The organism is Methylobacterium ajmalii (assembly GCF_016613415.1).
GTDB classification, from domain to species: Bacteria; Pseudomonadota; Alphaproteobacteria; order Rhizobiales; family Beijerinckiaceae; genus Methylobacterium; species Methylobacterium ajmalii.
Window position 1 is genome coordinate 1 of record NZ_JACWCT010000050.1, and the last position, 15,750, is coordinate 15,750.

Sequence of the window (15,750 nt, forward strand, 5' to 3'; positions counted from 1 at the left end):
CGGGCGTCGCCGCCGGGAGCGCGGCCTGCGCCGCACCGGCGGCGAGATGGCCGAGCAGCTCCTCGAAGTCGCGGGCCTCGCGGAAGTTCTTGTAGACCGAGGCGAAGCGCACGTAGGCCACGTCGTCGAGGCCCTTCAACCCCTCCATCACCGCCTCGCCGATCGCCTCGCTGGTCACCTCGGCCTCGCCGGAACTCTCCAGCCGGCGGGTGATGCCGCTCACCAGGCGCTCGATCCGCTCCGCCTCGACCGGCCGCTTGCGGAGCGCCGTCTCGACCGAGCGCTGGAGCTTGTCGCGGTCGAACGGGACCTTGCGGCCCGAGCGCTTGACGACGATCAGCTCGCGCAATTGCACCCGCTCGAAGGTGGTGAAGCGGCCGCCGCAATCCGGGCAGATGCGCCGGCGCCGGATCGCCGAGCTGTCGTCGCTCGGCCGGGAATCCTTCACCTGCGTGTCGAGGCCGCCGCAATAGGGGCACCGCATCGGCCGCCCGTTCCTCTGTGTACGGAAAAAGGGCCGGTCCCGCGAGGGACCGGCCCCGGAAGGGCCGTGTTCTAGAGCGCTCCCGGCAGAAGGGGAAGCCGGGAGATCGCTCCCGCGATCAGGCGTAGATCGGGAAGCGGTCGGTCAGGGCGTGGACCTCGCGCTTGGCCTGCTCCTCGGCGCCGGCATCGCCCGTCTCGCCGGCGCGGTGCAGCCCGTCGAGGACCTGGACGATCAGCTCGCCGACCTTCTTGAACTCGGCGACGCCGAAGCCGCGCGAGGTCGCGGCCGGGGTGCCGAGACGGATGCCCGAGGTGATGGTCGGCTTCTGCGGGTCGAACGGCACGCCGTTCTTGTTGCAGGTGATGCCGGCGCGGGTCAGCGCGGCCTCGGCCGCCTTGCCGGTCAGCTCCTTGGCGCGCAGGTCGACCAGCATCAGGTGGTTGTCGGTGCCGCCCGAGGTGATGTCGTAGCCGCCCGAGATGATGGTGTCGGCGAGCGCGCGGGCGTTCTCCACCACCTGCTTGGCGTAGAGCTTGAACTCGGGGGTGAGCGCCTCGCCGAAGGCCACCGCCTTGCCGGCGATGACGTGCATCAGCGGACCGCCCTGGAGGCCCGGGAACACCGCCGAGTTCAGCTTCTTGGCCAGCGCCTCGTCGTTGGTCAGGATCATGCCGCCGCGCGGGCCGCGCAGGGTCTTGTGGGTCGTGGTGGTGACGACGTGGGCGTGCGGGAACGGCGACGGATGCACGCCGCCGGCCACCAGGCCGGCGAAATGGGCCATGTCGACGAAGAAGATGGCGCCGACGCTGTCGGCGATCTCGCGGAACTTGGCGAAGTCCCAGTGGCGCGGATAACCTGAGCCGCCGGCGATGATCACCTTGGGCTTGTGCTCCTGGGCCAGGCGCTCGACCTGCTCCATGTCGATGCGCTGATCCTCGCGGCGCACCGTGTAGGAGACCGGCTTGAACCACTTGCCCGAGACGTTCGGGGGCGCGCCGTGGGTGAGGTGGCCGCCGGCCGCCAGATCGAGGCCGAGGAAGGTGTCGCCCGGCTGCATGGTCGCCATGAACACGGCCTGGTTCGCCTGCGAGCCGGAATTCGGCTGCACGTTGGCGAAGTCGCAGCCGAACAGGCGCTTGGCGCGCTCGATGGCGAGGTTCTCGGCGATGTCGACGAACTCGCAGCCGCCGTAGTAGCGCCGGCCCGGATAGCCCTCGGCGTACTTGTTGGTCAGCACCGAGCCTTGAGCCTCGAGCACGGCGCGCGAGACGATGTTCTCCGAGGCGATCAGCTCGATCTCGTGCTGCTGACGGCCGAGTTCCTGCGCGACCGCGCGGGCGAGCTCGGGATCGGCATCGGCCAGCGACGCGGAGAAGAACGAATTGGACCGGGTGTTGGCGGCGGTGCCCACGCTCATGATGGCCTCGGAGTTGTCGGGAGCCGCCCGGGCGAAGCGCCGGTGCGGAAGTCAAGGACGGGGATCGGCCAGCTTCTACACGCGGGCGACGGGGGAGTCCAAGGCCGGAGCGCCGCACATTTGTCTGTGAGCGACATCTCCCGCCGCCTGCGGGTCGAGGTCCCGGACCTCGCATCGGGGCGATCGGTGCCGGCGACCGGTCGGCCGGGGCCGATCCGCGTGCAGGGTGGATTTGAAACGTCGGAAAAGGAACTCAAAAAATTCTAAAGCGCCGTTGATGAAAATTCGTGGTCCGCCGGACGTCCCGCACGAGCCGACACGGCTCGCGCGATCACGGACCGGCCCGGCCAAAAGCCCCGATCAGGCCAGTCGTACCACTCGGCGCCGGCTCTGCCGTCGAACCTCCACCAAGAATGCCTGCCTTAATCCAAGGTCACGGAAATTTTATCGACATCCCATTCAGTGCGAAAACCTGTGTCGGCCAGATCACTCGGCGCGAGAAACCGAAGAGAAACCCTCCGTATCTGGCAAGGAAGCACGGCACCGTAGCCTGTCAGCCCTAGGCAGCGCAGCGTTGCGGCGTCACAGATCGTCCGCCTTTTGATTGCACGAGAGGGAAACCGCGCTTCATGTTCAAGTCGCTGCTCACCGCCGGCGCCGCCGTCGCCCTGTCGGTCGGCGCCGCCTCGGCCGCCGACCTGCCGCGCCGGGTCGCGCCGCCGCCGGTCTTCACGCCGGTGCCGGTCTTCACCTGGACCGGGGCCTATTTCGGCATCAATGCCGGCTACGCCTACACGGAAGCCGATACCGTCCGCACGGTCGGTATCGGCGCGCTCCAGGCCAACGTGACCAACGGGCTTCGCCGCGAGGCGGTCCCGCTGGCGCAGGACGGCTTCACCGCCGGCGGCCAGGTCGGCTACAACTACCAGTTCACGCCCGGCTCCGGCATCGTCGTCGGCCTCGAGGCCGATGCGGCCTACACCGACCTGAACCGCCGCCGCACCGAGTCGATCTTCCTGCCGGCGTTCAACGCCAACCAGCTCACCAACACCTACCGGGCGGATCTGAGCTTCCTCGGCACGGTACGGGGCCGGATCGGCTACGCCTTCGACCGGTTCCTCGTCTACGGGACCGGCGGCTTCGCCTACGGCGACGTGACCCAGACGGTCGCCTTCCAGACCGGCGTGCCGCAGACCTACTTCGGCAACCGCTCGCGGATCGAGACCGGCTACGCCTATGGCGGCGGCGTCGAGTACGCCCTGCCGACCGACTCGTTCCTGAACTTCTTCAAGTCGAATGCGGTGACGGTGAAGGCGGAATACATCCGCTACGACCTCGGCAGCCGCAACCTCCTGGTCGCCTCGACCGGCGGTCCGGGCGTCGGCTACATCTCGCGCTTTCGCACCGAGGGCAGCCTGGTGCGCGCGGGCCTGAACTTCAAGTTCGGCACCTTCTAGAGCATTTCTCGACGAGGCGGATGCCGGCTCGTCGAAGGAAATGGGGCGAAAGCGAAAATCCAGAGAGCTTCGCGACTGCAACGCGATCGCGGAGCGCTCTGGCGCCTGCTCCGCCCCGGGCTTCAGGTCCGGGGCGGTTCTCCTTCAGTAATGCGGCGGGGGAGGCTCGTCCCCTGCCTCGGTTGGCCGCTCGGCCATCTCGCGCACCCGCTCGCGCAGGGCGGCGAGGTGCCGCGTCAGGAGGTCGATCGCGCTCCACTGCTCGGTGACGATGCGGTTCAGGTCCTCGATCGTCGCGTCCTGGTGGGCGATGCGGGCTTCCAGCGCGTCGAGGCGGGATTCGGGATCGGGAGTCATGAGGGTGTCCACTCACGCGAAAACGGCCCGGGCGCAAGCCCGGGCCGTTTTCGATTCGGACTGTCGAACGGCGATCAGTTTGTCTGGTCGTCGTCGGGCGCGTCGGGGTTGAAGTTGCGCGGGCCGGCGGCGGCGGCGGCCATCGAGGCGGTCGGAGCGCCGGCGCCGTCGCGCTTGTAGATGTCGTCGCGGAACTGCACGAGGCCGTCCGGGGTCGACCAGGCGGTGATGTAGGTCCAGTAGACCGGGATCGGCGCCACCGGTCGGGCATCGACCCGCTGGCCGCCCTGGATGATCGCCTCGATCGTGTCCGGGTTGGCGTTCGGGGTGCCCTGCAGGATCCAGGACACGTACTCGCGCACGTTCTGCACGCGCACGCAGCCTGAGGAGACGAAGCGGAAATCGTCGCCGAAGATGCCCTTGGCCGGCGTGTCGTGCATGTACACGCCGTGCGGGTTCGGGATGTTGATCCGCACGAAGCCCATCGAGTTCAGGTCGACGCCCGGATCCTGGCGGAAGCGGTAGCGGGTCGCCTCGTCGGAGTGCCAGTTGACCTGGGACGGCGGGATCTCGCGGTCGCCGTTGAAGATGCGGATCTTGTTGTCGGTCAGGTAGGCCGGATCCTTCTGCATCTTCGGGATCAGGTCTTTCTTGATGATCGAGGCCGGCACCGTCCAGTAGGGGTTGAAGTTCACCTCCTGGATCTTGGCGTTCATGATCGGCGACTGGCGGTCGATCTTGCCGACGCCGGCGGCGTGGCGGGTCGCGACGTGGTCGCCGTCGACCGTCTCGACGAGCGCCGCCGGGATGTTGACGATGACGTAGCGCTCGCCGAGGTTGCCCGAGTACGACCGCAGGCGCACCGCGTTCAGCTCGAGCTGGCGCAGGCGCACGTCCGCCGGGACGTTCATCGCCTGGACGGTGGTGACGTTCATCGCGCCGGTCTGGTTCAGGCCGTGGCGGGCCTGGAACCGGCGCACGCCGGCCTCGACGTAGGAATCGTAGACCGGCGAGGAGCCGGCCGCCGGGTCGAGGTCGCCGGAGACGATCAGGCGCTGGCGCAGGGCGGTGACCGCCGGGCTCTTCGAGCCGACGCGCAGGCGCTCGGCACCCGCCACCGCCTGCCAGCCGCCGCGGGCGACGATGTCGCGGTAGCGCTCGACCATCTGCTCGGTCGCCGCCAGGGTCTGGGGCGAGAGGATCGGCGTGTTCGAGCGCTGCACGCGCATCGTGGCGGCCGAGTCGTAGTTCTGCGCCCACTCCGCCTGGGCCAGCGAGCCGCCCCGGTCCTGGGCCAGGGCCGGGAAGGCGGTGGCGGCCAGGAGAGCCAGGCCGAGCGAACCGGTGAGGGAAACGCGTGTCAGCATGGGAAATTTGCTCTCGAACCTGTGACGCGGGGCGAATAGTTCGGCATCTTGCCGCTTGCGCCCCATTCTATGGCCCGTGACGGTGCCGGTGTGCGGTTAAGACTCCATGAGGAGCGGGCCAGATTGTGGCGCCGGGCGGGCGTCGCTGTGGAGCGGTCAGCTGGGCTGTGGACTGCGGCAATCGCGCAACAGGATGCGGACGATGCGGCTGTGGATCCTGGACCCTGGACATTCCGCGCCATGGCGCGACCGCGACACCTGGGCTATGTCGGACGCATGAGCGATCTCGGGCACGGACGGAGCGGGAGGACGACGTGCTGGCGCGCTGTCGCCGCCGTGCTGTCGCTCTACGGTCTCGTGCTCCAGGCCTTCCTCACCGGCCTGGCGCCGGTGCCGGCTGCCGCGGGCGCCGGCATCATCTGCCAATCCCATCAGGGGGCCGGCGGGAGCGAGGCTGTCGCCCACGCCCATGCCTGCTGCACCGTCGCCTGTCCGGGGCTCGCCGCCCCGCCGGAGCCGGCTGCCGCCGAGGCGTGGCCCGCCCGCACGGCGACCGACCTGTCCTGGCCCGGCGAGGCCGCCGCGCCGATCCGCGGTCCACCCGCCCGTCCCGCTTCCGCGCGCGGTCCACCGGCCGCGTGACGCCCATCGGGCAGCGCCGCTGCCCATGCCCCGTCACGCTCGTTGTCCGGACCCGATTCCCATGACCTTCTCGCTCCGCGCCGGCCTTGCCGCCGCGCTCTCCCTCGCCGCCGCGCCCGCCCTCGCCCACGCCGTCCTGGCGGTCACGCAGGCGAGCCCGAACCAGACCTATCGCGGCGTGGTCCAGATCGGACACGGCTGCGACGGCCGGGCCACCAAGTCCGTCACTGTCACGATCCCCGAGGGCGTGATCGCCGCCAAGCCGATGCCGAAGGCCGGCTGGGAGCTCGCCACCGCGAAGGGGCCGTACGCCCGCGCCTACCCGTCCTACCACGGCACCGTCGCGGAGGGCGTGAAGACGATCACCTGGACGGGGGCGCTGCCCGACGACCAGTACGACGAGTTCGTGTTTCAGGCCCGCCTCACCGACGCCGTGGCGCCGGGCGGCACGGTCTACTTCCCGGTGCGCCAGGATTGCGACGGCGCCGTCGCCGACTGGCGCGAGATCCCGGCCGCCGGCCAGTCCGCCCGCGACCTGAAATCGCCCGCCCCGGGCGTGCGGATCGTGGCAGCCGCCACCGCGGCTCCCGCCGCCGCGCCGGCCGCGTCCCCGGCGACGATCAAGGCCGGCGACCTCGCCATCACGGCGCCGTGGATCCGGGCGACTCCCGGCGGCGCCAAGGTGGCCGGCGGCTATCTCGAAGTCACCAATACCGGCAAGGAGCCGGACCGGCTGCTCTCGGCCTCGATCCCGCTCGCGGCCCGCGGCGAGGTGCACCAGATGTCGATGGACAAGGGTGTCGCCAAGATGGCGCCGGTGGAGGGCGGCCTCGTCGTCAAGCCGGGCGAGACCGTGGCGCTGAAGCCCGGCGGCTACCACCTGATGTTCCTCGACCTGAAGGGACCCGCCAAGGCCGGCGAGACCCTGGAGGGCACCCTCACCTTCGAGCGCGCCGGCACCGTCCCGGTCCGTTTCGCCGTCGGCGCCATCGGGGCGTCGGCGCCGGAGGCGGGCGGCCACCACCATCATTGATGGGGTAGCCGGCGCCTCGCCGGATCGTAGGGCTTGTCCACCTCTCCGCTCGAGCGGCAGAGCTGACCGGACAACGGGGAAGGCGCGGGTCTCCCCTCTCCAGGCATACCGGGCTTGCCCGATATCGGCTGGAGAGGGAATCCCGCCGTCGATCTTCCAAGGATTGACGCATCCGGTCCTGCGGGAACGGTCAGTCTGACTCCGCCGGGACGGCACTCGGGTCTTAAAGACGAGATCTAAAATCCCAAGTCTCGAACCCCAAGTCTCGAAGCCCAAGTCTCGAAGCTCAAGACGACAACGGTGAGCGCGCCTCTCGACCGATCCCTCCCCGGTCGGCGCGCTGCCTCCACTCGAAGAACTCCCATCCCGTCTCCCGCGCCGTCGAGCCCCGCCCGGCTCCGGCCCGAGAAAGGTCGCGCCTCATGTCCCTCGTTCTGCGGGGCGGCTCCGTGCTGCCCGCCCTCCTCTGCCTCGTCCCGCCGGCCTTCGCGCAGGATGCCGGCGCCATCCCGCTGGAGCAGATCGAGGTAGCGGGTCGCGCCGCCACCGCGGCCGGCCCCGGCTCGGGCTCGCTCACCGTTCCCTCGGTGGCCGAGCAGCGCCGCAGCCTCAACCAGACCGTCGGCTCGGTCGGGTTCGTCGACGCGGCCGGTATCCAGAACCGCTACGCCAACACCCTGCGCGACGTGATCAAGGACGTGCCGGGCGTCACCGTGCAGGAGCGCTACGGCCAGGAGGTGCGCCTCTCGATCCGCGGCTCGGGCGTCGCCCGCGGCTTCCACCTGCGCGGCATCGAATTGTTGCAGGACGGGATCCCGCTCAACCTCGCCGACGGGTCGGGCGACTTCTACCAGATCGACCCGCTCGCCCTGCGGTCGGTCGAGATCTACAAGGGCGGCAACGCCCTGACCTTCGGCACGACGACGCTCGGCGGCGCGGTCAACCTCGTCACGCCGACCGCCCGCACGGCGCTGGCGCCGACCATCGTGCGGATCGACGGGGGCAGCTTCAACGCGGTGCGGGAGAATTTCCAGGTCTCGCGGGTCGTGGGCCCGGCGGACTTTCTCGTGAACGGCACGATCACCAACGCCGACGGCTTCCGCCAGCACGAGGTGCAGCGGACGCAGAACTTCAACGCCAATCTCGGCTACCAGATCGCCCCCGGCGTCGAGACCCGGTTCTATGCCGGCCTCTACTTCACGGACCAGAAACTCCCCGGCGCGCTCACCCTCGACGAATCGCTGCGCACGCCCCGGATCGCCAACTCGGCGGCGCTGTCCGGCAACCAGTCGCGCCAGGTCGCGACCGAGCGGATCGCCAACCGGACCTCGTTCCTCCTCGACGTCGGCAAGCTCGACATCGATTCCTGGGCGATCCACAAGTCGCTCTACCACCCGATCTTCCAAGTCATCGACCAGGACGGATGGACCTACGGCGTCTCGCCGCACTGGGCCGGCACCTTCGACGTGGCGGGATTCCGCAACGATACGATCCTGGGCCTGCGCGCCTATGCCGGCCAGAACGCGGCGCTGCAATTCGTGAACGTGGCGGGCAACCGCGGCGCGCAGACCCGCAACAGCCTGCAGAGCGCCTCGAGCCTGGAGGCCTACGGCGAGAACCGATTCTGGTTCCTGCCCGACGTGGCGCTGATGACCGGCGCCAAGCTGTTTTCGGCCAACCGCACCTACAGCGACAAGGGCGGCCTGCCCGGCAACCTCGCGGCGCAGTTCGCCAACCGCACCTACGAGGGCATCAACCCAAAGATCGGCGTGATCTGGCAGGCCCTGCCCGACCTCCAGGTTTTCGGCGACCTCACCCGCTCGCGCGACGTGCCGGATTTCTCCGATCTCGTGCAGTCGAATGCGGCCAACACCACCTTCGTGCCGCTCCAGGCCCAGCGCGCCTGGACGGTGGAGGCCGGCGCCCGCGGGCGGATCGACCGCCTCGGCTTCGACGTGACGGTGTATCGAGCCGAGATTCGCGACGAGCTGATCAACTTCTCGATCAATGCCGGCCTCGGCATCCCGGCCGCGACCTTCAACGCGCCGCGCACCCGCCACCAGGGCGTCGAGGCGGCAGTCTCCCTCGATCTCGCCCGCGACCTCACCGGCGTCGGCGACAGCCTGACGCTGACCCAGATCTGGACCCGCAACGACTTCCGCTTCGTGCGTGATCCGGTCTACGGCGACAACCGGATCGCCGGCCTGCCGCGGGACGTCCTGCGCACGGTGCTGGCCTATGCGCGCGGCTCGTTCACGCTCGCGCCGTCGCTCGACTGGGTGCCGACCGGCGCCTTCGCCGACCACGCCAACACCTTGCGGGCGCCGGGCTACGCCCTCGTCGGCCTGCAGGCCTCGGTCAGTGTCGATCCCGGCCTGACGCTCTTCCTCGATGCCCGCAACCTCGCCGACGCCCGCTACGTCTCGGACGTCTCGGCGGTGACCAACGCCGCGGCGCTCACCGGCAGCGCCGCCCGGATCTTCTATCCGGGCGACGGGCGGAGCGTGTTCGCGGGCCTGCGCGGCACGTTCTGACGCGGACGGTGCCCGAGGGCGAGCCTACTTCGCCCCCGGCCCGTAGGGCGGCCGCGGGATCGCCCGGTGGGCGGCCCGCAGGGCCGCCGACCAGCGCTCGCGCAGGTCGTGGAAGTAGGGTTCGCCGGCCTCGATCCGATGCAGGACCTCGGTATCGCAGGTGTTGCGGCGGATCACCGCGAGGTCGATCGGCAGGCCGACGCCGAGGTTCGACCGCATGGTCGAGTCCATCGAGACGAGGCCGACCTTGAGCGCATCGTAGATGTCGGTCTTGAAGGTCACGGCGCGGTCGAGGATCGGCTTGCCGTACTTGTGCTCGCCGATCTGCAGGAATGGCGCGTCCTGGCTGCAGGCAATGAAGTTGCCGGCCGAGTAGATCATGTAGAGCCGCATCGGCCCGTCGCCGATCTGGCCGCCGAACAGGAACGACACCTCGAAGCGCAGCTGCGCCGCCTCGAACCCGGCGCGCTCGATCGCCCGCACCTTGCGGATCGCGCGGCCGATGAGCTGGGCGGCGCGGAACATCGTCGGCGCGTCGTAGATCGTCTCGGGCTTGCCGGTGTCGGGGTCCTCGACGCCCTCGGTCAGGAGCGAGAGCACCGACTGGGTCACCGAGAGGTTGCCGGCGGATGCGAGCGCCAGCACCCGCTCCCCGGGCTCGGTGAACATGTGGAGCTTGCGGTAGGTCGAGATGTCGTCGAGCCCCGCATTCGTGCGGGTGTCGGCGATCATGACGAGACCCTCCTCCACCAGGATCCCGACGCAATAGGTCATCGTTCACCGCCCCCCGGCGATCGTCAGGCGGGCGGTCCGGCACCGCGCGCGGCGCCACCCTGGCTCAGGCCGTTTCGCGAATCCAGCCGAATTCGTTGACGCCGCGTGAGGTGGCGCCCGCCTATCGCGGCGGCGCCACAGAGGTCAGCCGGCCTGGGCCTGGCGCTGGACCGCGCGGCCGGGCGCCGCGGCGTCGGTTTCGCGGTCGTCCTCGCCGGTCGCCGGGTCCTGGCTCTGCTGGGCCTGCGCCTGGGCGCGGGCGTCGTCGACCCGGACCCGGACCGTCATGGTCTCGGTGCCGCCGCCGGTACGGCTGCCGCGGACCGGGGCGGCGTCGAGGTAGTCGAGGCCGATCGTCACCCGCAGGTGGGTCTCGGTGACCGCGATGCCGTGGGCGGGATCGAACCCGACCCAGCCGAGATCCGGCACCCGGGCCTCGACCCAGGCGTGGCCGGCTTCCTGCTCGGGAGCGTCGGGACGCCAGCAATAGCCCGAGACGTAACGCACCGGGATCTCGAGGTGGCGTGCCGCCGCGATGAAGACGTGGGCGAGGTCCTGGCCGACGCCCTTGCGCAGGGCGAAGGCCTCCGCCGCCGTGGTGGCGGCCCCGGTCGGGCCGGGCGCGTAGTCGACCGTCTGGTGGACGCCGGCAAGCAGCCGGTGCAGCCGGTCGAGCCGGTCGCTCGCGCCGCCGGCGACCTCCTCAGCGAAGGTCCGGATCGCCTCGTCGGCGACGGCGAAGCGCGATTCGCGCAGGTAGAACGGATCGGGCAGCCACTCGGAGATGCCGCGCATCATTCCCCCGTGGATCTCGGCGGTCTCGACCTCCCCGACGACGCGGATCGCCAGGGCCTCCTCGGGCCCGTCGGCGCTGAAGACGTGGACGATGTTGCCGAAGCCGTCCTCGCGCCGGATCAGGCGGCCGTCCACCGTCGGCTCGATGCGCCAGGAGCGGACGTGCTGCCCGTCATGGTCCCGCGGCGTCAGCCGCAGCATCTGGATCAGGTTCCGGGCCGGGTTGTCGTACTGATAGACCGTCTCGTGGACGACGCGGATGCGCATGGGATCGCGAAGCTCGCTGTCACGATTAAAGCTGGGCCGTGCGGGGCGGTGCTATACACCGTCCCGCGCGAGGGGGGAACCGGAGGGCGCCCCCCGTCCCCGCCCCCGGCCCGGCGGGGCTCACCCGAGATACTGCTCGACGATCGCCGCCCCGAGGCGGTTGTTCTCGGCGATGAACTCCTCGATGAACTCGTGCAGGCCGGAGGCGAAGATCTCCTCCACCGTCAGGTCGTCGAGCCTCGCCAGCATGCCGCGAGCGAGGCGCTGGCTCGGCCCGTGGCGTCCATACGCGTCGGCGATGAGATCGAGGTTGCGCACCAGCATGCCGTAGCAATTGGCGAGCGAGCGCGGCATCTCCCGGTTGAGGATCAGCAGGTCGGCCACCAGCCAGGGCTTGATGCTCTCTCGGTAGACCCAGTGATAGGCGGTGAGCGCGGAGACCTCGCGCAGGATCGTGGTCCACTGGAAGTAGTCGAGGCTGCCGCCGACCCGCTCGGTCTCGGGCAGGAGGACGTGGTACTTCACGTCGAGGATGCGGGCGGTGTTGTCGGCGCGCTCGATGGCGATGCCGAGCCGGGTGAACCAGAACGCGTCGTTGCGCAACATCGTCCGGTAGGCCGAGCCGTCGAAGGCGAGCGACACGCCCTTCACCCAGTCGAGGAAGCGGGCGAACTCTTCCCGGGTCATGTCCCGGCCCTCGAAGCTGCGCAGGTGCAGGTAGGCCTCGTTGATCGCCTCCCACATCTCGCTCGTCAGCGCCGTGCGCACGCTGCGGGCGTTCTCGCGGGCGGTCTGCAGGCAGGACCGGATCGAGGACGGGTTGTTGGGGCTGAAGGCCAGGAAGTCGCGGACGGTGTGCTCGTTGACGCTGTCGTAGAGCGGGCGAAACAGCTCGATGTTGCCGGCCGAGGCGAGCGCGGATTCCCACTCGTTCGCGTCGCTGCCGCCGTAATTGGCCGGCAGGGCGGAGAGGCGGAGCGCCGCATCGAGGATGCGGGCGACGAAGTCGGCGCGCTCGGCGTAGCGCGAGAGCCAGTAGAGGTTGTCGGCGGTGCGGGAGAGCATGGCGGCGGAAGGAGGCTCACGCTGTGGCGGTGCGGGCGGACCGGGCCGGGCGCGGGGGCGCACGGCCGGGTCCTGAATGCGGGGCGGGCGGCGCGGGGCCGCGGATCAGCCGTCGAGCACCCAGGTGTCCTTGGTGCCGCCGCCCTGGCTCGAATTGACGACGAGCGACCCCTCCTTGAGCGCCACGCGGGTGAGGCCGCCCGGCACGATGCGGATGTCGTCGGCGCCCGCGAGCACGAAGGGCCGCAGGTCGACGTGCCGGGGCGCGACGCCGGAGGCGACGAAGGTCGGGCAGGTCGAGAGCGCCAGCGTCGGCTGGGCGATGAAGCCGTCCGGCGCATGGCGCAGCTTGCGGCCGAACTCCTCGATCTCGCGCTTGGTGGCGTGGGGGCCCACCAGCATGCCGTAGCCGCCCGAGCCGTTGACCTCCTTGACCACGAGGTCGCCGAGATTGGCCAGCACGTGCGACAGCGCCTCCTTCTCGCGGCAGCGCCAGGTCGGCACGTTGTGCAGGATCGGCTCCTCGCCGGTGAAGAAGCGCACGATCTCCGGCATGTAGCTGTAGACCGCCTTGTCGTCGGCGATGCCGGTGCCGACGGCGTTCGCCAGCGTGACGTTGCCGCTCTGGTAGGCGCTCATCAGCCCCGGCACGCCGAGGACCGAATCGGGCCGGAACACCAGGGGGTCGAGGAAGTCGTCGTCGATCCGGCGGTAGATCACGTCGACCCGGCGCGGGCCCTCGGTGGTCCGCATGTAGACCACGTCGTCCTTGGTGAAGAGATCCGAGGCCTCGACGAGGTCGACGCCGAGCTTGTCGGCCAGGAACGAGTGCTCGTAGAAGGCCGAGTTGAACCGGCCGGGGGTGAGCAGCACCACGCTCGGATCGCGGGCGGCGCGCATCGGCGCGAGGCTGCGCAGGGTGGCGAGCAGCGCGTCCGGATAGGCCTCGACCGGGGAGACCCGGTGCTTGGAAAACAGCTCGGGGAAGAGCCGCAGCATCACCTCGCGGTTCTCCAGCATGTAGGAGACCCCCGACGGCGTGCGGGCGTTGTCCTCCAGCACGAAGAACTGGTCCTCGCCCGTGCGCACGATGTCGATGCCGGCGATGTGGACGTATTTGCCGTGCGGCACCTCGAAGTCCCGCATCTCCAGCCGGTAATGCGGATTGCGGTAGACGAGGTCGCCCGGGATGATCCCGGCCTTGATGCATTCCTGCGGGCCGTAGATGTCGGCCAGGAACATGTTGAGCGCGGTGACGCGCTGCTTGAGGCCGCGCTCCAGGAAGCCCCATTCGGGCTTGGTCAGCACCCGGGGGATGATGTCGAACGGGATCAGCCGCTCGGTCGACTCGTTGTCGCCGTAGACCGCGAAAGTGATGCCGATCCGGCGGAAGAACAATTCCGCCTGGCTGCGCCGCGTGTCGAATTGCTCGGGCGGTGTCGTGTCGAGCCAGGTCTTGAGCGCCGCGTACGCCTCGCGCACGGCGGCCGGGTCCAGTCCGCTCTCCTGGGCACCCGTCATCTCGTTGAACGCACTGAGCGGCATGGGCGTCCCTCTGTTTGCGCCGAAGCTAGACGCAAGACGGGGGCCAAGGCAAAGGAAATGCGTCCTCTCCCGCCCGGCGTCACCGCTCTTTGCGCAAGGTCAGGCGGGACGGGGCCGGCGCGGCCGGTGGCGGCGCGAATCTGATGAAATTTTAGGCGAAATTTGGCGGCGGGATCGGTCGCGCGCCGTCAGATCAGCTTCAGCCCACGGAAGCTCGCATGGCCCTCGCGGCCGACGATGATGTGGTCGTGGACCACGATGCCGAGGGGGCCGGCCACCGCCACGATGTCCCGGGTCATCTTGATGTCGGCCTGGGACGGCGTCGGGTCGCCCGAGGGGTGGTTGTGGACGAGGATCAGGGCGGTGGCGGAGAGCTCGAGCGCGCGGCGCACCACCTCGCGGGGATAGACCGGGGTGTGGTCGACGGTGCCGCGGCCCTGCACCTCGTCGGCGATCAGGCGGTTGCGCTTGTCGAGGAAGAGGAGCCGGAACTCCTCGCGCGGCGCGAACGCCATCGCGGCGCGGCAGTAATCGATCACGGCGGCCCAGGACGAGAGCAGCGTGCGCTCGGCCACCGCGCCGCGGGCGAGGCGCCGTCCGGCCGCCTCCATGATCTTGAGATCGGTGACGACCGCGGGACCGATCCCGTCAACCTCCATCAGCCGCTCGGGCGGGGCGCTGATCACCTCGGCGAAGCTGCCGAAGCGGGCGATCAGCGCCTTGGCGATCGGCTTCACGTCCCGGCGCGGGATGGCGCGAAAGAGCACCAGCTCGAGGAACTCGTAGTCGGGCAGCGTGTCGCCCTGCGCAAAGCGGGCGCGCAGCCGGTCGCGATGGCCGTGGTAATGCGGCTCCTCGGCCTTCGGCGGGGCCACGGCGGGCGCGCCCACCTCCGCGAAACCCGGATTGCTGCGGGGCGGGCGGGCCATGGCGGCGCGCTCAGGCGGTGGCGGCGGTGTCGATCGGCTTGTCCAGCCCCTTGGGCGAGAGCGTGAAGATCTCGAAACCGGTCTCGGTCACCGCCACGGTGTGCTCGAACTGGGCCGAGAGCGATCGGTCGCGGGTCACCGCCGTCCAGCCGTCGGCCAGCACCTTCACGTGCGGGCGGCCGAGGTTGATCATCGGCTCGACGGTGAAGAACTGGCCCGGCTTCAGGGCGACGCTGTAGCTCGGCTCGACGTAGTGCAGGATCGTCGGCGCGTCGTGGTAGGTCCGGCCAAGACCGTGGCCGCAGAAGTCGCGCACCACCGAGCAGCGCTCGCCCTCCGCGAAGGCCTGGATCGCCGCGCCGATGTCGTTGGTGGTGCCGCCCGGCTTGATCGCCGCGATGCCGAGCATCAGCGCCTCGTGGGTGATCTCGCACAGGCGCGCCGCCTTGCGGGGCACCTCGCCGACATAGGCCATGCGGCTCGAATCGCCGTGCCAGCCGTCGACGATCAGGCAGATGTCGAGGTTGACGATGTCGCCCTCGCGCAGGGGCTTGTCGTTCGGGATGCCGTGGCAGACGACGTGGTTGATCGAGGTGCAGATCGACTTCGGATAGCCGCGGTAATGCAGCGAGGCCGGGTAGGCGCCGTGGTCCATCGCGAAGGTGTAGGCGAGGCGGTCGAGCGCCTCGGTGGTGACGCCGGGCGCCACCGCCTCCATCAGGAGGTCCAGGGCCTCGGCGGTGAGCCGGCCGGCCTTGCGCATCGCCTCGAAGGCCTCGGGGCCGTGGATCGGCGGCTCCTGCCGGCGGCCGTCCTTGACCGCACTCTGCTCGTCACGACTCATCGGGGGCCCGAAAAAGATGCTGCTGGCGCGGCGTGGGATACCGTTCGATGTAGGGGGTTCCGGCGACGAAGCCAAGGACCCGAGAAGCCAAGGACCCGAAACGATGCGGGTGCTCAGCGCGGATCGACCCAGGCCCGCGGCCGGCTGCCCTCGCGCTGGGCGATCCGGGCGACCGGACGCGGCGCGGCGTACCGCGCGGCGACGTGGTGGCGGCGCGCCCGCCGGGCGACCCGGCGC

14 protein-coding genes are annotated in these 15,750 nt (G+C 70.1%); 4 read left to right on the plus strand and 10 right to left on the minus strand.

Translation table 11 applies throughout. The features are described 5' to 3' along the window. The coding region (nrdR, locus tag HPY23_RS09090; protein ID WP_200646309.1) for a transcriptional regulator NrdR at positions 1-484 on the minus strand (484 nt) is incomplete at its 3' end. A 118-nt stretch (positions 485-602) separates the two neighbouring features. Further along, positions 603-1,904, minus strand: a complete 1,302-nt coding sequence (gene glyA / locus HPY23_RS09095; RefSeq protein ID WP_060848751.1) for a serine hydroxymethyltransferase — start codon at positions 1,902-1,904, stop codon at positions 603-605. Between the two features lie 629 nt (positions 1,905-2,533). On the opposite strand from glyA, the gene HPY23_RS09100 reads away from it, so the two are divergent. Continuing rightward, positions 2,534-3,361: an outer membrane protein gene (locus HPY23_RS09100; protein ID WP_060848750.1), complete on the plus strand. Its 828-nt coding sequence runs from the start codon at positions 2,534-2,536 to the stop codon at positions 3,359-3,361. Between the two features lie 144 nt (positions 3,362-3,505). Here HPY23_RS09100 and HPY23_RS09105 read toward each other — a convergent pair whose 3' ends face one another. Next, entirely contained in the window at positions 3,506-3,718 is a 213-nt protein-coding gene (locus HPY23_RS09105; protein ID WP_060848749.1) for a SlyX family protein, read from the minus strand. A gap of 74 nt (positions 3,719-3,792) precedes the next feature. Then, positions 3,793-5,085 (minus strand): L,D-transpeptidase family protein, encoded by a 1,293-nt coding sequence (locus HPY23_RS09110; RefSeq protein ID WP_060848748.1) that lies wholly within the window; start codon positions 5,083-5,085, stop codon positions 3,793-3,795. Positions 5,086-5,325: 240 nt separating this feature from the next. Here HPY23_RS09110 and HPY23_RS09115 point away from each other — a divergent pair, with 240 nt between their 5' ends. The 3 genes from HPY23_RS09115 (at position 5,326) to HPY23_RS09125 (ending at position 9,294) form a co-directional block, all read left to right on the plus strand. Next, complete coding sequence (locus HPY23_RS09115) at positions 5,326-5,727, plus strand: hypothetical protein (protein WP_236012869.1); 402 nt, start codon at positions 5,326-5,328, stop codon at positions 5,725-5,727. Positions 5,728-5,788: 61 nt separating this feature from the next. Next, a complete protein-coding gene (locus HPY23_RS09120; RefSeq protein WP_091884462.1) occupies positions 5,789-6,760 on the plus strand; it encodes a copper chaperone PCu(A)C domain-containing protein in 972 nt (323 codons plus the stop codon). Positions 6,761-7,182: 422 nt separating this feature from the next. Continuing rightward, positions 7,183-9,294: a TonB-dependent receptor family protein gene (locus tag HPY23_RS09125; RefSeq protein WP_091884464.1), complete on the plus strand. Its 2,112-nt coding sequence runs from the start codon at positions 7,183-7,185 to the stop codon at positions 9,292-9,294. Positions 9,295-9,318: 24 nt separating this feature from the next. Here HPY23_RS09125 and HPY23_RS09130 read toward each other — a convergent pair whose 3' ends face one another. From HPY23_RS09130 to map, 6 genes are all read right to left on the minus strand, one after another. Further along, positions 9,319-10,068, minus strand: a complete 750-nt coding sequence (locus HPY23_RS09130) for a proteasome-type protease (RefSeq protein ID WP_091884467.1) — start codon at positions 10,066-10,068, stop codon at positions 9,319-9,321. Positions 10,069-10,212: 144 nt separating this feature from the next. After that, complete coding sequence (locus tag HPY23_RS09135; protein ID WP_091884469.1) at positions 10,213-11,130, minus strand: transglutaminase family protein; 918 nt, start codon at positions 11,128-11,130, stop codon at positions 10,213-10,215. A gap of 120 nt (positions 11,131-11,250) precedes the next feature. Then, on the minus strand, positions 11,251-12,195 hold the full coding sequence (locus tag HPY23_RS09140; RefSeq protein ID WP_060848743.1) for an alpha-E domain-containing protein: 945 nt from the start codon (positions 12,193-12,195) through the stop codon (positions 11,251-11,253). Positions 12,196-12,300: 105 nt separating this feature from the next. Next, entirely contained in the window at positions 12,301-13,740 is a 1,440-nt protein-coding gene (locus HPY23_RS09145) for a circularly permuted type 2 ATP-grasp protein (RefSeq protein ID WP_060848742.1), read from the minus strand. Between the two features lie 188 nt (positions 13,741-13,928). Next, the gene (gene radC / locus HPY23_RS09150) at positions 13,929-14,669 is read right to left on the minus strand and encodes a RadC family protein (RefSeq protein ID WP_060848741.1); all 741 of its coding nucleotides are present in this window, start codon (positions 14,667-14,669) and stop codon (positions 13,929-13,931) included. Positions 14,670-14,679: 10 nt separating this feature from the next. Continuing rightward, positions 14,680-15,513 carry a type I methionyl aminopeptidase gene (gene map / locus HPY23_RS09155; protein ID WP_060848740.1) on the minus strand — a complete coding sequence of 278 codons (834 nt, stop codon included), beginning with the start codon at positions 15,511-15,513 and terminating at the stop codon, positions 14,680-14,682. Positions 15,514-15,750: the final 237 nt, after the last annotated feature.